We start from the raw sequence: 20843 nt of genomic DNA on the forward strand, positions 1-20843 counted from the left end.
ACCCATGGCCGAGGACTTGCGCGACCAAGTCACCAAGATGTTCCAGAAGAACGTCATGAACCCGATGATGCGGCTCCTGCCGTTCCAGACGTTGCTGGAGACGACGGGTCGCAAGAGCGGCCAACCTCGTCGCACTCCGCTGGGCGGGCGGCGCGTGGGCAACGAGTTCTGGTTCGTCTCCGAGTTCGGCGAGAGCTCGCAATACGTCAAGAACATCCAGGCTGATCCCGCCGTGCGCGTTCGCTTGAACGGCAAGTGGCACAAGGGAACCGCACATATCGTGGCCGATGATGATGCCCGTGAGCGGTTGCGCTCGCTGCCGCAGTTCAACAGCTTCGGCGTACGGACCTTCGGCACGAATCTGCTTACTATTCGGGTCGATCTCGAGGATTGACTCGCGGCGTAAGTAAAACTAAAGTCAGTTTTAGTTCTTGGTCGCGGGCGGCTCCCCCCGCCTCGCCGTCATCGTCGATGGAGCGAATCATGGAATCGTTTGTCCACCTGCGCAAAGGCCGCACTCCCAAGCGTCTGCACGCCGACCTCGACGGCCTCAAGGACGACGAACTCGGCCGTGGCGGATTCGTCGGCCGCACCGCCAACATCTACCGCCGCCACGACCCCACCGCATACCGGGCGTCGGGACCGCTGCGGCCGGTCGATGTGATGACCAGCGAGCTCAAGCCCAGCGACGCCACCGATGCCGCGGGCACGCCGCTGCTGTTGTTCAGCAACCCCGACTGCCGGATCTCGCTGAGCCGGCGCAGCGAGGAGATGCCGTTCTACGTGCGGCACGTCGACGGCGACCTGCTGTCGTTCGTGCACCGGGGTTCTGGTCGGCTCGAGACGGAGTTCGGACCCCTGCGCTACCGAGAGGGCGACTGGGTCTACGTGCCGAAGGCGACGACGTGGCGCCAGGTTCCCGACGAGGAAACGACGCTGCTGATGATCGAGGCCACCGCCGAGTTCCGCATCCCACCGCCCGGGCCGCTCGGCAGGCACTTCCCGTTCGACCCGTCACAGACGACGGTGCCCGAGCCGCAGCCGATCGACGACGGCGACGGCCCACAGATCGACGGAGAATACGAAGTCCGCCTCGTCCACGAGGGTGGGCCGACATCGCTGTTCTACCAACACAACCCGATCGACGTCGAAGGATGGCGCGGCGACAACTTCCCGTTCACCTTCAACATCGCCGATTACAACGTGATCGCCAGCGAGAGCGTGCACCTGCCGCCGACCGTGCACCTGTTCATGGAGGCGACGGGTGTGGCGGTGATGAACTTCCTGCCCCGGCCCGCCGAGAGCGTCCCCGGCACCGAGCGTCCGCCGTGGTACCACCGCAACGTCGACTTCGACGAGGTCTCCTTCTTCCACGGCGGCGACCTCTTCGGTATCCCGATGCCGCCCGGGTTGGTCAGCCACGCCCCGCAGGGTGTGCACCACGGCGCACCGGAGAAGGCCCGTGAGCGTGCGCGGCGCAAGTTCGACGAACAGGACCGCGTCGGTTGGTACGTCATCTCCGTCGACACGACCAGGCGGCTGACGCCGTCGGCAGAGGTTCTCGCCAATGATTTGGGCCAGCACGCATGACCCAGACGACCGAGGCGCCGGTGCGCTACGAATACGACCGCATTCCCTATCTCGTTGCCTACCAGAACACTTCGGGTGTGCGCGATGTCTACGGCGGAGTGGCCGAACTGGTGGTGCTCGAAAGCCACCTGCTGCGGCCCAAGGACAAACCCTCCGATACCGTGCTGGTGTTCATGCATCCGATCGGCGGCGGCGCCTACCTGCCGATGATGAACGGGCTCGCACGGGCGGGACACCATGTCATCTACTGCAACAGCCGATTTCGTGGCACCGACTCTGCGCTGCTGATGGAGAAGGTCGTCGAGGACCTCGGCGAATGCATCAAGGACGCCAAGAACCGCTTGGGCTATTCAAAGGTGGTGCTGGCCGGATGGAGCGGCGGTGGCTCCCTGTCGGCGTTCTACCAGCAGCAGGCCCAGCACCCCACGATCACCGCAAGCCCGTCCGGTGACGGGCCGGATCTGACCAAGCTCGGCCTCATCCCCGCCGACGGGTTGATGCTGCTGGCCGCCCACATCAGCCGCCACGGCACCCTGACCGAGTGGCTCGACGCGTCGATCCTCGACGAGTCCGATCCCACCAATCGCGACCCGGAACTGGATCTGTACAACCCGGGCAATCCGAACCAGCCGCCCTACTCGCAAGAGTTCCTCGATCGCTACCGCAAGGCGCAGATCGACCGCAACCGCCGAATCACCAAGTGGGTCAAGGACAAACTGGACGAGCTGAAGGCCGCCGGGCGGCCCGAGGACGAGTTCGCGTTCGTCGTGCACGGCACGATGGCCGACCCCCGCTGGCTCGACCCAGCCGTCGACCCGAACGAACGCACCCCCGGAACCTGTTACCTGGGTGACCCTCAGGTGGTGAACAACAGCCCCGTCGGGCTCGCGAGGTTCTGCACACTGCGCAGCTGGCTGTCGCAGTGGAGCTACGACGACGCCAACGGCGATGCCGTGGCCTGCGGCCAGGACATTGCGGTGCCGACCCTGGTGATCGGCAACCTCGCCGACGACGCATGCACACCGAGCCACACGCGCAGGCTGTACGAGGCGATCGGGCATCATGACAAGGAGATGCACGAGATTCCGGGCGCGAACCACTATTACGCCGGCGCTGACCAGCGCGACAAGCTGCGCGAAGCCGTCGGCGTCGTCACCGACTGGCTGCACAGGCACGGCTTCTCGCTATGAGCGTGACGGGTCCGCTGGACGGCATCCGCGTCATCGAGGTCGGCACGCTGATCTCGGGGCCGTTCGCAGGACGCCTGCTCGGCGACATGGGCGCCGAAGTGATCAAGATCGAGCCGCCGGGCGCCCCGGATCCGCTGCGCACGTGGGGCCAGGCCGAGCTCGACGGGCATCACTTCTTCTGGACCGTGCACGCGCGCAACAAGAAAGCCGTCACGCTGAACCTGCGGACCGAAACTGGCCGCGGCCTGTTCCTCGACCTCGTGGAGCGCTCCGACATCATCGTCGAGAACTTCCGGCCGGGCACGCTGGAGAAGTGGAACCTGGGCTACGACGTGCTGCGCGAACGCAATCGGGGCATCATCCTGGTCCGCGTGTCCGGTTACGGGCAGACCGGACCCGAGGCGCACAAGGCCGGCTATGCCTCGGTCGCCGAGGCGGCCAGTGGCCTGCGGCACATGAACGGCTTTCCCGGCGGCCCGCCGCCTCGGCTGGCGCTGTCGCTGGGTGACAGCCTCGCAGGCATGTTCGCCGCGCAGGGCGCATTGGCGGCGCTGTACCGCCGCTCGGTGACCGGCGACGGCCAGGTCGTCGACGCGGCGCTCACCGAGGCGTGCCTGGCGGTCCAGGAATCCACCATCCCCGACTACGACGTCGGTGGTGTGGTGCGCGGCCCGTCGGGGACGCGACTGGAGGGCATCGCCCCGTCGAACATCTACCGCAGCGCCGACGGCAGCTGGGTGGTGATCGCGGCCAACCAGGACACCGTTTTCCGACGGCTGTGTGAGGCGATGGGTCGCCCCGAACTTGCCACCGACGACCGGTTCGCCAATCACGTTGCGCGCGGCCGTAACCAGGACGAACTGGACAAGATCATCGGTGATTGGGCCGCCGAACGCCAACCCGATGACATCATCGAAACCCTCAGTGCCGCAGGCGTGATCGCCGGGCCGATCAACACCGTCGCCGAAGTCGTCGAAGACCCGCAACTTCGGGCCCGAGAGATGTTGGTCGAGCACTGGGACGAGCGGATCGGACGGTCCGTCCTGGGTCCCGGCGTCGTGCCGGTGCTCTCGGAGACGCCCGGGACCGTCCGCTACGCCGGGCCCGCCGCACCCGGTCAACACAACGACGAGGTCTACTGCGGCCTGCTCGGCAGGAACTCCGCCGAACTCGACGCGTTGAGGGCAGAGGGAGTGCTGTGAACCAGGAACACGTGCAGATACGGGATGTTTCGCTGCGTGACGGTCTGCAGATCGAGGACCCGATTCCGTTGTCGGCCAAGCTCGAACTGCTGGCCGCCGTCGCCGCCACCGGGGTCCGCGAGATGGAGGCGACGGCGTTCGTCTCGCCGTCGAAGGTGCCCGCGCTTGCCGACGCCGCCGACCTCGCCACGCATCTGCAGGAGTACCGCGACTCACACGGCATCGAGTTCTCCGCGCTGGTGGCCAGCCCGAACGGGGCCAAACGCGCGATCGCTGCGGGGTTGTCGTCGATCGAGTACGTGGTGTCGGCCGCCGACGGTCACAGCCAGGCCAATGTGGGCCGCACCTCCGCAGAGGCGACGGCGTTGATTCCGGAGATCATCGCGATCGCGCACGACAGCGGGGCCAGCGTCGAGGTCATCGTCGCCACCACGTGGGACTGCCCGTTCGACGGCCCGACGCCCCATCAGCGCGTCGTCGATGTGATGACGACCGCGTTGTCGAGCGAGGTCGACCGGTTGGCGATCGCGGACACCATCGGCACCGCCACCCCCCGGCGGGTGACCGAGACGATCGAGGCGCTGCGCCCGCTGGTCGGTGAGATCCCGCTGGGCGCCCACTTCCACAACACCCGCGGCGCCGGGTTGGCCAGCGCCTACGCGGCGGTCGCGGCAGGCATCACCCGGCTGGACGCGTCGGTGGGCGGGCTGGGCGGCTGCCCGTTCGCGCCCGGTGCGAGCGGCAACATCGCCACCGAAGACCTGGTATACCTGTTGCGCGACAGCGGGATCGGGGTCGACGTGGACCTGGATGCCGCGATCGAGGCGGCCGGCGTGGCGCAGCGCCTGGTCGGACACGATCTTCCGAGTTCGCTGTTGCGCGCCGGCGACCGAATCCTGAACTGAGCAGACGTGCCCACCGGACCGTCGCCGGCACTGAGCGCCAAGGGCCGCCAGACCCGCGAGGCCATCGAGAAGGCCGCGCGGAAACTGTTCGCAGAACGCGGTTTCCACGGTACGACGCTCGGTGACATCACTTCGGCGGCCGGTAAGTCACCCGCATCCTTCTACCGCTATTTCGCGGACAAGGAAGACCTGTTGGCGGTGCTCGCGCAGTCGTTCCTACGCGAAGTGGTGGCGCCGTCCGGCGGAGCACTCGACCTACCCGAATCGCCGGATGACGACGCGTTCTTCCGCACCGTGGTCACCGGCTACTGGAACATGTTCAAACAGAACATCGGGATCATGATCGCCGTCGCCCAACTGGCCACGACCCAACCGCGGTTCGCCGCAGTGCAGAACGAGTTTCGTCGGTTGGGGATGGACGTGGTCGCCGCGTCGGTGCGGCGCGCGCAGGAGCAGGGCTACAGTGCCGAGCTCAACCCCGAGCACACCGCGGCGGCCATCGCGCTGCTGTTCGAGAACTTCACCACCGTCTTCGTCGGAACATCGGGCCTCTGCATCGAGCTGACCGACGAGGATGCGATCGCCACGCTGTCGAGGATCTGGAAGAAGACGCTGTACGGTTTTTGAACCCCGGAAAGGAAATCAACGTGGATTTCGCCCTGCCCGACCATCTGCCTTCACTCCTCGCCGAGATGGACGCCTTCATCGAGGCGGAGATCAAGCCGCTGGAACGCGAGAACATCCAGTACTTCGACAAGCGTCGCGAACATGCCCGTACGGACTGGGACAACGACGGGATCCCCCGCCGGGAATGGGAGGACCTGCTCGACGAGATGCGCAGGCGCGCGGACGCGGCGGGATGGTTGCGCTATGGGCTGCCGTCCCGGTTCGGTGGCCGCGACGGCAGCAACATCGACATGGCCGTCATCCGTGAACATCTCGCGCACAAGGGTCTCGGGCTGCACAACGACCTGCAGAACGAGTCGTCGATCGTCGGCAACTTCCCGCAGGTCATCATGATGGACCGGTTCGGCACCGACGCGCAGAAGGCCGAATGGACCGAGGCGTTGATCACCGGGAACCGGTCGATGGCCTTCGGCCTCACCGAACCCGCCCACGGTTCGGACGCCACCTGGATGGAGACCACCGCGGTGCGTGACGGTGACGAGTGGGTCATCAACGGCGCCAAACGATTCAACACCGGCGTGCACCGCGCCACCCACGATCTGGTGTTCGCCCGCACCTCCGGCGAAGCCGGCCAGGCCCGCGGCATCACCGCATTCCTGGTGCCCACCGACGCCCCCGGATTCACCGTGCCGTACTACTGGTGGTCGTTCAACATGCCGACCGACCATGGTGAGGTCGAGCTGAAGGACGTCCGGGTGCCCGCCGACGCGGTGCTCGGTGAGATCGACCGAGGCCTGGAGGTGGGTCAGACGTTCCTGCACGAGAACAGGATTCGCCAGGCCGCCAGCAGCCTCGGCGCCGCGCAGTACTGCATCGACCGCGCCGTGCAGTACGCGAACGACCGCAAGGTCTTCGGCAAGCCGCTGGCGGTGAACCAGGCCGTGCAGTGGCCGCTGGTGGAATTGCAGACCGAGGCCCAGATGGTGCGCCTGCTGGTGTATTACGCGGCAACCGAGTTGGACCGCAACCACCACATGGAGGTTTCGGACAAGGTGTCGATGGCCAACTACCGCGCCAACCGGTTGGTCTGTGAAGCCGCCGACCGTGCGATGCAGGTGTTCGGCGGCGTCGGCTACAGCAGACACGAACCGTTCGAACACATCTACCGGCATCACCGGCGCTACCGGATCACCGAAGGAGCCGAGGAGATTCAGATCCGGCGGGTGGCGCAGCGACTGTTCGGGTTCGGCAAGCGTTGAGCCGCGAACTCGCCGAAGGCCTCACCGACGTCCTCGGGCCGGTGCTCGGCGAGGGCGTCGCCGTCGAGAATCTGCACGCGCTGACCGGCGGCGCGAGTCGCACGACGTGGGCGTTCGATGCGGTCACCGACACCCGTCGTGCCCTGATCCTGCGTACGGGCCCGCCCGACGACGTCCACGCGAGCATGGAACTGGAAGCCGCCGTCCAGCAGCGAGCGGCCGCCGCGGGGGCGCCGGTGCCCCACATCCTCGCCGCCGACAACTCCCCTGCCGCACTGGGCAATCCGTACCTGATCTGCGACGCCATCGGTGGCGAGACGATCGTGCGCAGGATCTATCGCTCGTTGGACGACTCCGGTCGTGAACGGTTGCTGCACCAGTGCGCCGAGGCGCTGGCCGCCGTTCACCGTGCGGACCATCAGGGCATCGACGTGCCACCGTCGGACCAACTGTCGGAGTGGCGGGTCCGGCTCGACGAAATGGGCGACACCACAGCGACGTTCGAGTGGGCCTTCCGCTGGCTTGAGGCCAACCGGCCGCCTCCGTCCCCGCACGTGCTGGTGCACGGCGACTTCCGGATGGGCAACCTGATCGTCGACGACAACGGTCTTGCCGCGGTGCTGGACTGGGAGCTCGTGCACATCGGCGAGGTCTACGAAGACCTGGCCTGGTTCTGCATCCGGGCATGGCGTTTCGGCGCGCCGGAGCATCACGGCGCCGGCGGGTTGGGCAGCGTCGAGGATTTCCTGGCCGCCTACGAATCCGCCGCGAGCTTGACGCTCGACCGCGAGGCGTTCCGGTGGTGGTTGACCGTCGCGACGCTGCGGTGGGGCGTCATCTGCCGGTACCAGGCCGAACGTCATCTGTCGGGACAGACGGAGTCAGTCGAGCTGGCCGCGATCGGACGGCGCGTCAGCGAAACCGAATGGGACGTTTTGGATCTGCTCGAAGGAGGGGGACCGCGATGACCTGGCTCTACGGTCGCCCGACGGCGGCTGAACTCGTCGCAGCCGTCGCCGGCTTCCTCGAGAACGACGTCCGCAACGTCACCGGCCCCGACAGCGGGGTGGCCGACGCCGGCCAAGTCAACTTCCACGCCCGCGTCGCGGCCAATGTGTTGCGCATCGTCGAACGCGAACTGCTCGACACGTCGTCCGGCGAGGTCATCGACGCCCTGCGCGAGATCGGTTACCACGACGAACCGGAACTGGCCGCGGCGATCCGCTCGGGCGAGCTCGACGACCTCGCCGCAGAGCTGTTGCCGGTGCTGCGGACGATCGTCCGGCACCGCCTGGACGTCAACCACCCCGGCTACTGACGCGATTTGTGCACATCGAGGAGCGGTGAGCGCTCCCGATCGTGCACAAATCACATCAGGGGCGGCGGATTCGGGCCAGCCACGCCGGTTCGTCGACGAGAGTTCCGGCCGCCGATCCGATCGCGTCGGCCTGGGCGGACTGAACGATGCCGCGGTAGGTGGTCTCCGCCAGGGACTCGAGGACCCACCCGTCGCCGAACGCGTCGCGGATGTCGGATTCGCTGACCTCGGGGCCGAATCCGCGGCCGCGGTCGGAGAGCGCGAGCACGTGGACCAGCCCGCCCGACCGGCACGCCGCGTGCAGGCTGCGCACGTATCTGGCGCGGTCGGACTGGTCGAAGATGTGGAACAGCGCGCTGTCGACGATGGTGTCGTAGGCCGCCTCCCCGAGATCCATCGCATCGGCGACCTCGAAGCGCGCGTCGACGCCCTTGGCCTCGGCGTTTCTGCGGGCGTGCTCGACCGCCGAGGGCGCGTAGTCGACGCCGAGCACGTCGTAGCCGAGGCCGGCGAGCAGGATCGTGTGCTCACCGGCGCCACAGCCGACGTCGAGCACCGTGCCCCGGATCAGGCCCGCGCGTTCCAGGTCGACGATCGCCGGCTGCGGCTCGCCGATCACCCATGGCGCGGTCCCGCTCTTGTAGGCGTCGTCGAATAGCGAGAGAGTAGGTGTCACATCCATGCCCGCCAGTGTTCAACCTCAATCGGTGTTGAGGTCAAGGAGGATCACGTGACCGTTGCCCACGACGTTGTCACCGACGTGGCGGATCGCTTGTTCGCAGCGATCGAGGCCGGTGACCGTGACGCCATTTCGCGACTGTGGCACGACGACATCGTGGTCTGGAAGGTCGCCGACCGCGACCGTGACAAGGACCGGGCGCTTCGAGTCCTGCACTGGTTCATCGACACCACCTCACAACGCCGATACGAGGTCATCGATCGTCAGCTGTTCGACGGAGGGCTGGTCCAGCAGCACATCCTGCACGCCACCGGACACAACGGTGGCGTCATCGCGATGCGCGTCGGCATCATCATCAAGCTGAGCGCCGACGGGCGGATCGGCCGGATCGACGAGTACTTCGATCCATCGGACATCGCGCCATTGCTCGATCCCACCACGTGACCCGTCGGGCCGACCGCCCGGCCACAAGCCCATCCGACAAACCGAGCTAGGAGACGACATGGTAAGCCTGAGCGAGCTTTTCAGCGACCCCGCCTCGACGGGAACGTGGACGCTGGACCCGGCTCAATCCACGATCGCGGTGCGCAGCAAGTCGATGTGGGGCCTCGTACCCGTCAAGGGCCGATTCACCGAGTTCAGCGGTGACGGCCAATTGTCGGCTCCGCAAACGGTTTCCGGGCACATCGAGATCAACGCCGCGTCGCTGCGCACCGGTATCCGCAAGCGCGACGAACATCTGCACTCCGCCGATTTCTTTGGCGCAGAGAGCCACCCAGAGATCAGCGTGATCATCACGGGAGCCGACGCGATCGACGGCGACACCATCGACCTGCGTGCCGAACTGACTATCAAGGGCACTACCAAACCCCTGACGCTGCGGACCAAGGTCACACCGGTCGGCGACGGCGGGATGCGGCTGGTCACCGAGGCCACCGTCAGCCGGCGGGACTTCGGGGTCGACGGCAACCTGGTCGGCATGATCGGTGACAAGTCGACGATCTCTGGCGACTTGGTGTTCCGGCACACCCGCTAGCCGTACGATCACGGCATGGCCGAGTCATCGCGTCCGTTGCGGGTCCTCGTCTACAGCGACAACCCCAGGACCCGCGAAGAGGTACAACTCGCGCTCGGTAAACGGGTGCATCCGGAGTTGCCAGAGCTGACCTACGTCGAGGTGGCGACCGGCCCCATGGTCATTCGCCAGATGGATGAAGGCGGGTTCGATCTGGTGATCCTCGACGGAGAGGCTACCCCCGTTGGCGGAATGGGAATCGCCAAGCAACTCAAGGACGAGATCGAGGATTGCCCGCCGATCCTGGTGCTCACCGGTCGTCCCGATGACGCGTGGCTGGCCCGCTGGTCGCGCGCGGAAGCCGCGGTCCCCCACCCGATCGATCCGATCCGGCTCGGCGACGCCGTGGCCTCGCTGCTGCGCACCCTGGTGCAATAGTCAGAAAACACGTAAACCCGTGTCGCACTTGCCTATTCGAGGCACGACGACATAGCCACGTGTTGCCAATAGCGATACTAACCAAAAGGTGTGGCGCGCATCCCAAAGGGCGCTAGGGTGTGGGTAAGCTCACATCGAACAGCCCACGAGGGAGCGTTTGCTCGGTATGGATTTGTACACGCCAATCCTGGTGCTTGGCGCTATTGCGGCGGCGTTCGCGGTCGGCTCGGTTGCCATTGCTCTGCTGGTCGGCCCCCGTCGCTACAACAGGGCCAAGCTCGAGGCCTACGAATGCGGCATCGAGCCGGTGCCGCACGGGGGTGCGTCCGGTCAGCCGACCGGCCAGCGGTTTCCGATCAAGTACTACCTGACCGCGATGTTGTTCATCATCTTCGACATCGAGATCGTCTTCCTGTACCCGTGGGCAGTTGCTTTCGACAATCTCGGACTGTTTGCGCTGGTAGAGATGCTGCTGTTCATGGCGACGGTGTTCGTGGCCTACGCCTACGTGTGGCGACGGGGAGGTCTGGCATGGGACTAGAAGAGAAGCTGCCGGGCGGGATCCTGCTGTCCACGGTCGAGAAGGTGGCGGGCTACATCCGCAAGGGCTCGCTGTGGCCTGCGACGTTCGGGCTGGCGTGCTGCGCGATCGAGATGATGGCCACGGCAGGCCCGCGATTCGACATCTCCCGGTTCGGCATGGAGCGGTTCTCGGCGACGCCCCGCCAGGCCGACCTGATGATCGTCGCGGGGCGGGTCAGCCAGAAGATGGCGCCGGTGCTGCGGCAGATCTACGACCAGATGGCCGAGCCGAAGTGGGTTTTGGCGATGGGGGTGTGCGCCTCGTCGGGCGGGATGTTCAACAACTACGCGATCGTCCAGGGTGTCGATCACGTCGTCCCGGTGGACATCTACCTGCCCGGTTGCCCGCCGCGCCCCGAGATGCTGCTGCACGCGATCCTGAAGCTGCACGACAAGATTCAGGAGATGCCGCTCGGTGTGCACCGCGAAGAGGCGATCCGCGAGGCCGAGCAGGCCGCGCTGGCCGTCACGCCGACCATCGAGCTCAAGGGGCTGCTGCGATGACCAGCGGCCCGGGTGAAGAGCAGAACGCGACGAACGGCAACGGCGCCGAAGCGGGCGCACCGAAGATCATCAGTGTCCGCCGCGGAATGTTCGGGGCCAAGGGGTCGGGCGACACCTCCGGCTACGGGCGCCTGGTGCGACCCGTCGCGCTGCCCGGCAGCTCACCACGTCCCTACGGCCGCTATTTCGACGAGGTCGTCGATCGGCTCGCCGAGGTGCTCGGCGAGGACGGTTACGCGGCATCGATCGAGCGGGTCGTGGTCTACCGCGACGAGCTGATCCTCGAGGTGCAGCGTGATCAGCTGCCTATCGTGGCCCGTGCACTGCGAGACGATCCGCAGTTGCGTTTCGAGTTGTGCCTCGGGGTCAGTGGGGTGCACTACCCCGACAAAGTCGGGCGCGAACTGCACGCGGTGTATCCGCTGATGTCCATCACCCACAACCGGCGGATCCTGATCGAGGTCGCCGCACCCGACGATGACCCGCACATCCCGTCGCTGTTCGAGGTCTATCCCACCACCGACTGGCACGAACGCGAGACCTACGACTTCTTCGGCATCATCTTCGACGGGCATCCCGCCCTGACCCGGATCGAGATGCCGGACGACTGGGTGGGGCACCCGCAGCGCAAGGACTACCCGTTGGGCGGCATCCCGGTGGAGTATCACGGCGCCGAGATTCCTCCGCCCGATCAACGGAGGGCCTACAGCTGATGAGCATTTCGCACGTCCCGCCCACGCAGGGCGGCGCTTCGTCCTCGGCCGCGTCGGACAACAACGAGACGGTAATCGTTGTCGGCGGCCAGGATTGGGACCAAGTGGTCCAGGCCGCCAAGGATGCGGCCGCGGCCCACGCAGGCGAACGCATCGTCGTGAACATGGGTCCGCAGCACCCCTCCACCCACGGTGTGCTTCGGCTGGTCCTCGAGATCGAGGGTGAGACGGTCATCTCCGCCCGCTGCGGAATCGGCTACCTGCACACCGGAATCGAGAAGAACCTCGAGTTCCGGAACTGGACGCAGGGCGTCACGTTCGTCACGCGGATGGACTATCTGTCGCCGTTCTTCAATGAGACGGCCTACTGTCTGGGCGTCGAGAAACTGCTGGGCGTCACCGACGCGATCCCCGAGCGCGCCAGCGTCATCCGCGTGATGATGATGGAGCTCAACCGGATCTCCTCGCATCTTGTCGCGCTGGCGACCGGCGGGATGGAACTGGGCGCGATGAGCGCGATGTTCTACGGATTCCGTGAGCGCGAGCAGATCCTGTCGGTGTTCGAGACGGTGACGGGCCTGCGGATGAACAGCGCGTACGTTCGTCCGGGCGGGGTCGCGGTGGACCTTCCCGACGAGGCAGTGCCGCAGATCCGCGAGGTGCTCGACCTGATGCCCAAGCGGCTCAAGGACCTCGAGGACCTGCTCAACGAGAACTACATCTGGAAGGGCCGCACGGTCGGCGTCGGTTATCTCGATCTGACCGGGTGCATGGCACTCGGGATCACCGGGCCTTGTCTGCGTTCCACCGGGCTGCCGCACGACCTGCGCAAGACCCAACCGTATTGCGGTTACGAGACATACGACTTCGACGTGATCACCGACGAGGGCTGTGACTCCTACGGCCGGTATCTGATCCGGGTCAAGGAGATGCACGAGTCGCTGAAGATCGTCGAGCAGTGTCTGGACCGACTCCGGCCCGGGCCCGTGATGATCGAGGACAAGAAGCTGGGTTGGCCGGCCGATCTGAAGGTCGGCCCGGACGGGCTGGGTAACTCGCCCGAGCACATCGCCAGGATCATGGGTCATTCGATGGAGGGGCTGATCCACCACTTCAAGCTCGTCACCGAGGGAATCCGGGTGCCCCCAGGGCAGGTCTATGTCGCGGTCGAGTCTCCGCGAGGCGAACTCGGCGTGCACATGGTCTCAGACGGCGGCACCCGCCCCTACCGGGTGCACTACCGGGACCCGTCGTTCAACAACCTGCAGGCCGTCGCCGCGATGTGTGAAGGCGGCATGGTCGCCGATCTGATCACCGCGGTGGCGTCGATCGACCCGGTGATGGGAGGCGTGGACAGGTGAGCGTATTCCTCGAGCTCGGTCAGCGACCCGAGGAACCCGGCCCGCCGATCAACGGGCCGGTGTCATATTCAGACGACGTCGTGGCCCGGCTCACCGCCGACGCCGAGATGATCATCTCGCGCTACCCCCAGTCGCGTTCGGCGCTGCTGCCGTTGCTGCACCTCGTGCAGTCGGAGGACGGATGCCTGACCCCCGCCGGTATCACGTTCTGCGCCAAGCAGTTGGGGCTGACCGACGCCGAGGTCACCGCGGTGGCGACCTTCTACTCGATGTACCGGCGGACGCCGACCGGCGAGTACCTCGTCGGCGTGTGCACCAACACCCTGTGCGCGGTGATGGGTGGCGACGCGATTCTCGAAGCGCTGCAGGAACATCTGGGCGTCCATGCCGGTGAGACGACGCCGGACGGACGCGTCACCCTCGAACACATCGAGTGCAACGCGGCGTGTGATTACGCGCCGGTGGTGATGGTCAACTGGGAGTTCTTCGACAACCAGACGACGTCGTCGGCGCGCGACCTCGTCGACGCGCTGCGCGAGGGTGAACCTCCCGAACCCACGCGGGGAACGACGCTGTGCACGTTCCGGGAGACCGCGCGCACACTCGCGGGTCTGCCCGACCCACGCTCGGGTGGCAACAACGTCGGCGATGCCACTTTAGCGGGGCTGCGGGTGGCGCGTGAACGCGGCATGCAGGCACCCGACGCCGACGCCCCGGCCGCTTCCACCGAGACGCTCGACGACGAAACGGCGGGTGTCGAGGCCACCAAGAATGCGTCCGCGCCCGGCCCGTCGGCGACCGTCCCCCCGAAGTCGAACACCGTCGAAACCGACCCAGACACAACGGATTCACGCGCATGACAGACCTGACACCCGTGTTCAGCCGGTTCTGGGACGAGCCGGAACCATGGTCGATGGACACCTACCGCCGCCACGGCGGCTATCGCGCCCTGGAGAAGGCCCTGGCGATGGACCCGGACGAGCTCATCGACCTGGTGAAGGAGTCCGGTCTGCGGGGTCGCGGCGGCGCGGGCTTTCCCACCGGCACGAAGTGGTCGTTCATCCCGCAGAGCGACACCGGCGCCGGAGCCAAGCCGCACTACCTGGTGGTCAACGCCGACGAGTCGGAACCCGGTACGTGCAAAGACATTCCGCTGATGCTGACGACCCCGCACTTCCTCATCGAGGGCGCGATCATCGCGGCCTACGCGATCCGGGCGCATCACGCCTTCATCTACCTGCGCGGCGAGGTGGTGCCGGTGCTGCGCAGGCTGCACGCCGCGGTCGCCGAAGCGCACGAGGCCGGTTTCCTCGGCGACGACATCCAAGGGTCGGGATTCGACCTGGAACTGATTGTGCACGCCGGAGCCGGCGCCTACATCTGCGGTGAGGAGACCGCGCTGCTGGACTCGCTCGAAGGCCGCCGCGGGCAACCGAGGTTGCGACCACCGTTCCCCGCCGTCGCAGGGTTGTACGCCTGTCCGACTGTGGTCAACAACGTCGAGTCGATCGCCAGCGTTCCGCCCATTCTGCTCAACGGCATCGACTGGTTCCGGTCGATGGGTTCGGAGAAGTCACCGGGTTTCACGCTGTATTCGCTGTCGGGCCACGTCACCAACCCCGGCCAGTACGAGGCGCCGCTGGGCATCACGCTGCGCGAACTGCTGGAGTATGCGGGCGGAGTCCGTGCCGGGCACCAGTTGAAGTTCTGGACACCCGGCGGCTCCTCCACTCCCCTGCTGACCGATGAACACCTCGACGTACCACTGGATTACGAGGGCATGGCCGGCGTCGGCACCATGCTCGGCACCAAGGCGCTGCAGATCTTCGACGAGACCACCTGCGTGGTGCGCGCCGTGCGCCGCTGGACCGACTTCTACGCCCACGAGTCGTGCGGCAAATGCACGCCGTGTCGCGAGGGCACCTACTGGCTGGCTCAGATCTACGAACGTCTGGAGACGGGCGCGGGCACCGAGGCCGACATCGAAAAGCTGCTCGACATCTCCGACAACATCTTCGGAAAGGCGTTCTGCGCCTTGGGTGACGGTGCGGCAGCGCCCATCATGTCGTCGATCAAGTTCTTCCGCGACGAATACATCGCCCACCTCGACGGCGGGTGCCCGTTCGATCCACACGCCTCCACGCTGATGGCGACGGAAGGGGTCGGGGTCTGATGGGGGCGACTCTTTGCAGTGGCCGCACGTTCGCGGCGAGAAGGGGGCGTAATGACGCAGACCGCTGACACCGGGGCAGACACCGGAGTCGAGATGGTCCAGTTGTCCATCGACGGCTTCGACGTCAGTGTTCCGAAGGGCACGTTGGTGATTCGGGCCGCAGAACTGATCGGCATCCAAATCCCGCGATTTTGCGACCATCCACTGCTCGATCCGGTGGGGGCCTGCCGGCAGTGCCTGGTCGAGGTCGAGGGCCAGCGTAAACCGATGGCGTCATGCACGACGACCTGCACCCCGGATATGGTGGTGCGCACGCAGTACACCTCACCGGAGGCGGACAAGGCGCAGCAGGGCATCATGGAGTTCCTGCTGATCAACCATCCGCTGGACTGCCCGGTGTGCGACAAGGGTGGCGAATGCCCGCTGCAGAACCAGGCGATGTCCAACGGCCGCGCCGAAACACGCTTCGAAGACGTCAAACGCACCTTCCCGAAGCCGATCAACATCTCCTCGCAAGTGCTGCTGGACCGCGAGCGGTGTGTGCTGTGCGCGCGCTGCACCCGCTTCTCCGAGCAGATCGCCGGCGATCCGTTCATCGAACTGCTCGAACGCGGTGCACTGCAACAGGTCGGCATCGCGACGGATGAACCGTTCGAGTCCTACTTCTCCGGCAACACCGTGCAGATCTGCCCCGTCGGCGCGCTGACCGGGGCGGCCTACCGCTTCCGGGCCCGGCCGTTCGACCTGGTGTCGAGCCCCAGCGTGTGCGAGCACTGCGCATCTGGATGCGCCCAGCGCACCGACCATCGGCGCGGAAAGGTCATGCGCCGCTTGGCCGGTGACGAACCCCAGGTCAACGAGGAATGGAACTGCGACAAGGGTCGCTGGGCCTTCACCTACACCACCCAGGGCGACCGCATCACCACCCCGATGATCCGCGACGAGGACGGCAAGTTGCGGCCCGCCTCGTGGTCGGAGGCTCTCGTGGTGGCCGGCACCGGGCTGGCGGCCGCGGCCGGAAGCGCGGGTGTGCTGGTCGGCGGCCGGATGACCGTCGAGGACGCCTACGCCTACTCCAAGTTCGCCCGGATCGTGCTCAACACCAACGACATCGACTTCCGGGCCCGGTCGCACAGCGCCGAGGAGGCCGACTTCCTGGCCGCCCATGTCGCGGGACAGCCGATGACGGTGACCTACACCGATCTGGAGAATGCGCCGGCGGTGCTGCTGGCCGGCTTCGAGCCGGAAGAGGAATCCCCGATCGTGTTCCTGCGGCTGCGCAAGGCCGCGCGCAACAAGGGGCTGCAGGTCATCTCCGTCGCCCCCTTCGCCAGCCGCGCCCTGACCAAGCTGCGCGGCCGCCTGGTCACCGCGGCCCCGGGCGACGAGGCAGCCGCCCTCGACGCGCTGGCCGACGACCCGCAGCTACGGCTGCCAGGCGCGATCATCATGGTCGGCGAGCGCCTGGCCACATCGCCCGGAGCCCTCTCTGCGGCAAGCAGATTGGCAGAAGCGACCGGCGCTCGGCTGTCGTGGGTGCCGAGACGGGCAGGCGAACGAGGCGCGGCTGAGGCCGGCGCACTACCGAACCTGCTGCCCGGTGGCAGGCCGATCGCCGACAGCGCGGCCGTCGAGCAGACCGCGGCGGCATGGCACGTCAGCGAGCTGCCCACCGAACCTGGTCGCGACACCACCGCGATCCTGGAGGCAGCGCGCAGCGGCGAACTGGGCGCCCTGCTCGTCGGGGGCGTCGAGGTCGACGATCTACCCGATCCCGAAGCGGCACTGGCCGCGATCGAGTCCACACCGTTCGTCGTCAGCCTCGAGCTGCGGGAGAGTGCGGTGACGGCGGTCGCCGACGTCGTCTTCCCCATCGCGCCCGTAGTGGAGAAAGCCGGTTCATTCCTGAACTGGGAGGGCCGACTCCGTCCGTTCGAGCCGTCACTGGAGACGAACGCCATCCCCGATCTGCGGGTGTTGACCTTTCTGGCCGACGAGATCGGTGTCGCGTTGAATCTGCCGACCGCAGCGGCCGCCGGGGACGAGATATCGCGCTTGGGAATGTGGGCGGGTCGACGGCCCGAAGCGCCGAACGTTGCTCCGCCGAAGCGGACGCCGCCGGCCGAGGGGCAAGCCGTGCTCGCGGGGTGGCGGATGCTGCTCGACGAAGGCCGACTTCAAGACGGCGAACCGCATCTGGCGGGTACCGCCCGTGCTCCGGTGGCACGGCTCTCCGCCGCCACCGCAGCCGAAATCGGCGCCGCGGAGGGCGATCTGGTCACAGCAAGGACACCGCGAGGAACGATCACGCTGCCGTTGGCCATCACCGACATGGACGACCGCGTGATCTGGCTCCCCCTGAATTCACCGGGTTCGGCGGTTCACCGGAGCCTCGGGGTGTCCACCGGGGATGTCGTGTCGATCGGACGGGCCGAACCGTGATCCATCCCGATCCCACCCTGTTCGGACATGACCCTTGGTGGCTGACCCTCGCCAAAGCGCTCGCGATCTTCGCGTTCCTGATGCTGTCGGTGCTCTCGGCGATCCTGATCGAGCGCAAACTGCTGGGCCGCATGCAGATGCGGTTCGGACCTAACCGCGTGGGCCCCCGGGGACTTCTGCAGTCGCTGGTGGACGGCGTCAAGCTCGCGCTCAAGGAGGGCTTGGTCCCCACAGGCGTCGACAGGTTCGTCTACCTTGCGGCACCGGTTATCGCCGCAGTGCCCGCCTTCATCGCGTTCGCCGTCATTCCGTTGGGCGGCGAGGTCTCGATCTTCGGCCACCGCACCGCATTACAGCTGACGGACATGCCTGTCGCCGTCCTGTACATCCTGGCGGCGACCTCCATCGGTGTGTACGGGATCGTGCTGGCCGGGTGGGCCTCGGGGTCGACGTATCCGCTGCTGGGCGGGATTCGCTCGAGCGCCCAGGTGATTTCGTATGAGATCGCGATGGCGCTGTCGTTCGTGGCGGTGTTCATCTACGCGGGTACGATGTCGACCTCCGGCATCGTCGCCGCCCAGGACGGCACCTGGTTCATCTTCCTGCTGCTGCCCTCGTTCCTGGTCTACATGGTGTCGATGGTGGGCGAAACGAACCGTGCGCCTTTCGATCTCCCCGAAGCCGAGGGTGAACTGGTCGGCGGTTTCCACACCGAGTACTCGTCGATCAAGTTCGCGATGTTCATGCTCGCCGAGTACGTCAACATGACCACCGTCTCCGCGCTGGCGACCACGATGTTCCTGGGCGGCTGGCACGCCCCGTGGCCCATCAACATGTGGGATGGCGCCAATACCGGTTGGTGGCCACTGCTGTGGTTCGTCGCCAAGGTGTGGGGGTTCATGTTCCTGTTCTTCTGGCTGCGCGCCACGCTGCCCCGCATGCGCTACGACCAGTTCATGGGGCTGGGATGGAAAGCACTCATCCCGTTCTCGTTGGGGTGGATCATGATCGTCGCCACGGCGCGCGCGCTCCGCAACGAGGGCTTCAGTCAGGTGACGACGACGCTGGCCTCGCTCGGCGCCATCGCGGTGCTGCTGATCGCCGTGGCGCTGTGGCGGTCAGCGCGCCGACGCAACGTTCGCGCCATCCCGCGGCAGAAGCTGGATCCGGAGATCTTCCCCACCCCGCCCCTGCCGAACAGCACGCAGACCGCAACCAAGGAGCCAGCCGATGCCTAAGTTCCTCGACGCGCTGAAGGGTTTCGGGGTCACCTTCGGAACCATGTTCAAAAAGCCGATCACCGAGGAGTATCCGGAGAAGCCGGGGCCCGTCGCCAAGCGCTATCACGGCCGGCACCAACTGAACCGGTACCCCGACGGTCTGGAGAAGTGCATCGGCTGCGAACTGTGCGCCTGGGCCTGCCCCGCCGACGCCATCTATGTCGAGGGCGACGACAACACCGAGGACGAACGGTATTCCCCCGGTGAGCGCTACGGGCGCGTCTATCAGATCAACTATCTGCGCTGCATCGGCTGCGGCCTGTGCATCGAGGCCTGCCCCACTCGGGCGTTGACGATGACCAACGACTACGAGATGGCCGACGACAACCGCGCCGACCTGATCTGGGGTAAAGACAAGTTGTTGGCGCCGTTGCGGTCCGGTATGTTGCCGCCGCCGCATCCGATGGCCCCCGGCGCCACCGACGACGACTACTACCTGGGCAATATCGGACCCGTCGAACAGGAGACCCAGAAGGTCACCGGGGACGTTCGATGAGGCTCGACCTGCTCGCGGCCGTGGCCGCCGACAACCCAGGGCAGACCACGACCACCGAGGCCGTGCTGTTCTGGGTATTGGGGATCGTGGCGGTCGTCGGTGCGCTCGGGGTGATCGCCGCACCGAAAGCGGTGTACTCCGCGATGTTTCTGGCCATGACGATGATCGTGCTGGCCGTGTTCTACATCGCCCAGGGTGCGCTGTTCCTCGGTGTGGTCCAGGTGGTGGTCTACACCGGTGCCGTCATGATGATCTTCCTGTTCGTGCTGATGCTCATCGGCGTCGACTCTTCGGACTCACTGGTGGAAACGATTCGCGGGCAACGGGTTGCGGGTGTCGTCATCGGTATCGGTTTCGGTCTGCTGCTCATCGCGGGCATCGGCAACGTCTCGGTCGGCGGCTTCACCGGCCTGGCGCAGGCGAATGCGGGTGGCAACGTCGAGGGGTTGGCGGCGCTGATCTTCGTGCGCTACCTGTGGGCGTTCGAGTTGACCAGTGCGCTGCTGATCACCGCCGCGCTCGGCGCGATGGTGCTGGCACACCGGGAACGCTTCGGGCGCCGCAAGACCCAGCGCGAACTCGCCGAGGAACGGTTCAAACCGGGCGGCTATCCGACGACGCTGCCGAATCCCGGTGTCTTCGCGCGCAACAACGCCGTCGACATCGCTGCCCGGCTACCTGACGGGTCCGGGTCGGACCTGTCCGTCAGCCCCATCCTGCAGAAGCGGACCGTCACCGTGACGAACGGCCGAGGAGGCGGGGAGTGAATCCCGACAACTATCTCTATCTGTCGGCGCTGTTGTTCACGATCGGCGCGGCAGGAGTGCTGTTGCGCCGCAACGCGATCGTGGTGTTCATGTGCGTCGAGCTGATGTTGAACGCGGCCAACCTCGCGTTCGTTTCGTTCTCCCGTATGCACGGCCACCTCGACGGCCAAGTGGTCGCGTTCTTCACCATGGTGGTCGCCGCCTGCGAGGTGGTGGTCGGGCTGGCGATCATCATGAGCATCTTCCGTGCCCGCCGGTCGGCTTCGGTCGACGACGCAAGCCTTCTGAAGAACTAGAGGCGC

Annotated in this window: 24 protein-coding genes; 23 read left to right on the plus strand and 1 reads right to left on the minus strand. The window is 66.4% G+C overall.

What is annotated here, in order from left to right; all coding sequences use genetic code 11:
• Positions 1–4: 4 nt before the first annotated feature.
• From AAHH99_RS09450 to AAHH99_RS09490, 9 genes are all read left to right on the plus strand, one after another.
• A complete protein-coding gene (locus tag AAHH99_RS09450) occupies positions 5–394 on the plus strand; it encodes a nitroreductase/quinone reductase family protein (RefSeq protein ID WP_418768418.1) in 390 nt (129 codons plus the stop codon).
• Positions 395–483: 89 nt separating this feature from the next.
• On the plus strand, positions 484–1590 hold the full coding sequence (locus AAHH99_RS09455) for a homogentisate 1,2-dioxygenase (protein ID WP_418768419.1): 1107 nt from the start codon (positions 484–486) through the stop codon (positions 1588–1590).
• Positions 1587–2780 carry an alpha/beta hydrolase family protein gene (locus AAHH99_RS09460; protein WP_418768420.1) on the plus strand — a complete coding sequence of 398 codons (1194 nt, stop codon included), beginning with the start codon at positions 1587–1589 and terminating at the stop codon, positions 2778–2780. The genes AAHH99_RS09455 and AAHH99_RS09460 overlap by 4 nt, the downstream gene beginning before the upstream one ends.
• The gene (locus AAHH99_RS09465; RefSeq protein ID WP_418768421.1) at positions 2777–3982 is read left to right on the plus strand and encodes a CaiB/BaiF CoA transferase family protein; all 1206 of its coding nucleotides are present in this window, start codon (positions 2777–2779) and stop codon (positions 3980–3982) included. The genes AAHH99_RS09460 and AAHH99_RS09465 overlap by 4 nt, the downstream gene beginning before the upstream one ends.
• Complete coding sequence (locus AAHH99_RS09470) at positions 3979–4887, plus strand: hydroxymethylglutaryl-CoA lyase (protein WP_418768422.1); 909 nt, start codon at positions 3979–3981, stop codon at positions 4885–4887. The genes AAHH99_RS09465 and AAHH99_RS09470 overlap by 4 nt, the downstream gene beginning before the upstream one ends.
• Positions 4888–4893: 6 nt before the next feature.
• Positions 4894–5514, plus strand: coding sequence for a TetR/AcrR family transcriptional regulator (locus tag AAHH99_RS09475; RefSeq protein ID WP_418768423.1), 621 nt, complete (start codon positions 4894–4896; stop codon positions 5512–5514).
• Between the two features lie 20 nt (positions 5515–5534).
• Positions 5535–6773 carry an acyl-CoA dehydrogenase family protein gene (locus tag AAHH99_RS09480; protein WP_418768424.1) on the plus strand — a complete coding sequence of 413 codons (1239 nt, stop codon included), beginning with the start codon at positions 5535–5537 and terminating at the stop codon, positions 6771–6773.
• Complete coding sequence (locus tag AAHH99_RS09485; protein WP_418768425.1) at positions 6770–7741, plus strand: phosphotransferase family protein; 972 nt, start codon at positions 6770–6772, stop codon at positions 7739–7741. The genes AAHH99_RS09480 and AAHH99_RS09485 overlap by 4 nt, the downstream gene beginning before the upstream one ends.
• Complete coding sequence (locus AAHH99_RS09490) at positions 7738–8091, plus strand: DUF6285 domain-containing protein (RefSeq protein WP_418768426.1); 354 nt, start codon at positions 7738–7740, stop codon at positions 8089–8091. Before AAHH99_RS09485 ends, AAHH99_RS09490 begins: the two co-directional genes overlap by 4 nt.
• Positions 8092–8146: 55 nt before the next feature.
• Here AAHH99_RS09490 and AAHH99_RS09495 read toward each other — a convergent pair whose 3' ends face one another.
• Complete coding sequence (locus AAHH99_RS09495; protein ID WP_418768427.1) at positions 8147–8773, minus strand: class I SAM-dependent methyltransferase; 627 nt, start codon at positions 8771–8773, stop codon at positions 8147–8149.
• 48 nt (positions 8774–8821) lie between these two features.
• Between AAHH99_RS09495 and AAHH99_RS09500 the strand changes: the two genes are divergently transcribed.
• The 14 genes from AAHH99_RS09500 to nuoK all read left to right on the plus strand — a co-directional run bounded on the left by AAHH99_RS09500 (position 8822) and on the right by nuoK (position 20837).
• Positions 8822–9214: a nuclear transport factor 2 family protein gene (locus tag AAHH99_RS09500; protein ID WP_418768428.1), complete on the plus strand. Its 393-nt coding sequence runs from the start codon at positions 8822–8824 to the stop codon at positions 9212–9214.
• A gap of 58 nt (positions 9215–9272) precedes the next feature.
• Positions 9273–9806: a YceI family protein gene (locus AAHH99_RS09505; RefSeq protein ID WP_418768429.1), complete on the plus strand. Its 534-nt coding sequence runs from the start codon at positions 9273–9275 to the stop codon at positions 9804–9806.
• A 15-nt stretch (positions 9807–9821) separates the two neighbouring features.
• Entirely contained in the window at positions 9822–10223 is a 402-nt protein-coding gene (locus AAHH99_RS09510; RefSeq protein ID WP_064394377.1) for a response regulator transcription factor, read from the plus strand.
• A 166-nt stretch (positions 10224–10389) separates the two neighbouring features.
• Positions 10390–10764: an NADH-quinone oxidoreductase subunit A gene (locus AAHH99_RS09515; protein ID WP_064402946.1), complete on the plus strand. Its 375-nt coding sequence runs from the start codon at positions 10390–10392 to the stop codon at positions 10762–10764.
• Entirely contained in the window at positions 10755–11309 is a 555-nt protein-coding gene (locus AAHH99_RS09520) for a NuoB/complex I 20 kDa subunit family protein (protein WP_015305533.1), read from the plus strand. Before AAHH99_RS09515 ends, AAHH99_RS09520 begins: the two co-directional genes overlap by 10 nt.
• Positions 11306–12022 (plus strand): NADH-quinone oxidoreductase subunit C, encoded by a 717-nt coding sequence (locus AAHH99_RS09525; RefSeq protein ID WP_418768430.1) that lies wholly within the window; start codon positions 11306–11308, stop codon positions 12020–12022. The genes AAHH99_RS09520 and AAHH99_RS09525 overlap by 4 nt, the downstream gene beginning before the upstream one ends.
• The gene (nuoD, locus tag AAHH99_RS09530; protein WP_418768431.1) at positions 12022–13383 is read left to right on the plus strand and encodes an NADH dehydrogenase (quinone) subunit D; all 1362 of its coding nucleotides are present in this window, start codon (positions 12022–12024) and stop codon (positions 13381–13383) included. Before AAHH99_RS09525 ends, nuoD begins: the two co-directional genes overlap by 1 nt.
• Positions 13380–14243, plus strand: a complete 864-nt coding sequence (gene nuoE, locus AAHH99_RS09535) for an NADH-quinone oxidoreductase subunit NuoE (protein WP_418768432.1) — start codon at positions 13380–13382, stop codon at positions 14241–14243. The genes nuoD and nuoE overlap by 4 nt, the downstream gene beginning before the upstream one ends.
• The gene (gene nuoF, locus AAHH99_RS09540) at positions 14240–15556 is read left to right on the plus strand and encodes an NADH-quinone oxidoreductase subunit NuoF (RefSeq protein WP_418768433.1); all 1317 of its coding nucleotides are present in this window, start codon (positions 14240–14242) and stop codon (positions 15554–15556) included. Before nuoE ends, nuoF begins: the two co-directional genes overlap by 4 nt.
• Before the next feature lie 51 nt (positions 15557–15607).
• Positions 15608–17998, plus strand: coding sequence for an NADH-quinone oxidoreductase subunit G (locus AAHH99_RS09545; RefSeq protein ID WP_418768434.1), 2391 nt, complete (start codon positions 15608–15610; stop codon positions 17996–17998).
• Positions 17995–19236, plus strand: a complete 1242-nt coding sequence (gene nuoH, locus AAHH99_RS09550) for an NADH-quinone oxidoreductase subunit NuoH (protein WP_418768435.1) — start codon at positions 17995–17997, stop codon at positions 19234–19236. The genes AAHH99_RS09545 and nuoH overlap by 4 nt, the downstream gene beginning before the upstream one ends.
• Complete coding sequence (nuoI, locus tag AAHH99_RS09555; protein WP_418768436.1) at positions 19229–19774, plus strand: NADH-quinone oxidoreductase subunit NuoI; 546 nt, start codon at positions 19229–19231, stop codon at positions 19772–19774. The genes nuoH and nuoI overlap by 8 nt, the downstream gene beginning before the upstream one ends.
• Positions 19771–20541, plus strand: a complete 771-nt coding sequence (locus AAHH99_RS09560; RefSeq protein WP_418768437.1) for an NADH-quinone oxidoreductase subunit J — start codon at positions 19771–19773, stop codon at positions 20539–20541. Before nuoI ends, AAHH99_RS09560 begins: the two co-directional genes overlap by 4 nt.
• Positions 20538–20837 carry an NADH-quinone oxidoreductase subunit NuoK gene (nuoK, locus tag AAHH99_RS09565; RefSeq protein ID WP_418768438.1) on the plus strand — a complete coding sequence of 100 codons (300 nt, stop codon included), beginning with the start codon at positions 20538–20540 and terminating at the stop codon, positions 20835–20837. The genes AAHH99_RS09560 and nuoK overlap by 4 nt, the downstream gene beginning before the upstream one ends.
• Positions 20838–20843: the final 6 nt, after the last annotated feature.

The sequence above is a fragment of the Mycobacterium neumannii genome (assembly GCF_048452905.1).
Lineage (GTDB): Bacteria > Actinomycetota > Actinomycetes > Mycobacteriales > Mycobacteriaceae > Mycobacterium > Mycobacterium neumannii_B.

Excerpts from the sequence above, each read along its gene's own strand:
- AAHH99_RS09515 (WP_064402946.1), top strand. The coding sequence starts at position 10,390 with ATGGATTTGTACACGCCAATCCTGGTGCTTGGCGCTATTGCGGCGGCG.
- AAHH99_RS09510 (WP_064394377.1), top strand. The coding sequence starts at position 9,822 with ATGGCCGAGTCATCGCGTCCGTTGCGGGTCCTCGTCTACAGCGACAAC.
- nuoI (WP_418768436.1), top strand. The coding sequence starts at position 19,229 with ATGCCTAAGTTCCTCGACGCGCTGAAGGGTTTCGGGGTCACCTTCGGA.
- AAHH99_RS09520 (WP_015305533.1), top strand. The coding sequence starts at position 10,755 with ATGGGACTAGAAGAGAAGCTGCCGGGCGGGATCCTGCTGTCCACGGTC.
- AAHH99_RS09560 (WP_418768437.1), top strand. The coding sequence starts at position 19,771 with ATGAGGCTCGACCTGCTCGCGGCCGTGGCCGCCGACAACCCAGGGCAG.
- AAHH99_RS09505 (WP_418768429.1), top strand. The coding sequence starts at position 9,273 with ATGGTAAGCCTGAGCGAGCTTTTCAGCGACCCCGCCTCGACGGGAACG.
- AAHH99_RS09455 (WP_418768419.1), top strand. The coding sequence starts at position 484 with ATGGAATCGTTTGTCCACCTGCGCAAAGGCCGCACTCCCAAGCGTCTG.
- AAHH99_RS09450 (WP_418768418.1), top strand. The coding sequence starts at position 5 with ATGGCCGAGGACTTGCGCGACCAAGTCACCAAGATGTTCCAGAAGAAC.
- AAHH99_RS09465 (WP_418768421.1), top strand. The coding sequence starts at position 2,777 with ATGAGCGTGACGGGTCCGCTGGACGGCATCCGCGTCATCGAGGTCGGC.
- AAHH99_RS09490 (WP_418768426.1), top strand. The coding sequence starts at position 7,738 with ATGACCTGGCTCTACGGTCGCCCGACGGCGGCTGAACTCGTCGCAGCC.
- AAHH99_RS09525 (WP_418768430.1), top strand. The coding sequence starts at position 11,306 with ATGACCAGCGGCCCGGGTGAAGAGCAGAACGCGACGAACGGCAACGGC.
- nuoD (WP_418768431.1), top strand. The coding sequence starts at position 12,022 with ATGAGCATTTCGCACGTCCCGCCCACGCAGGGCGGCGCTTCGTCCTCG.
- AAHH99_RS09460 (WP_418768420.1), top strand. The coding sequence starts at position 1,587 with ATGACCCAGACGACCGAGGCGCCGGTGCGCTACGAATACGACCGCATT.
- AAHH99_RS09495 (WP_418768427.1), bottom strand. The coding sequence starts at position 8,773 with ATGGATGTGACACCTACTCTCTCGCTATTCGACGACGCCTACAAGAGC.
- AAHH99_RS09545 (WP_418768434.1), top strand. The coding sequence starts at position 15,608 with ATGACGCAGACCGCTGACACCGGGGCAGACACCGGAGTCGAGATGGTC.
- nuoF (WP_418768433.1), top strand. The coding sequence starts at position 14,240 with ATGACAGACCTGACACCCGTGTTCAGCCGGTTCTGGGACGAGCCGGAA.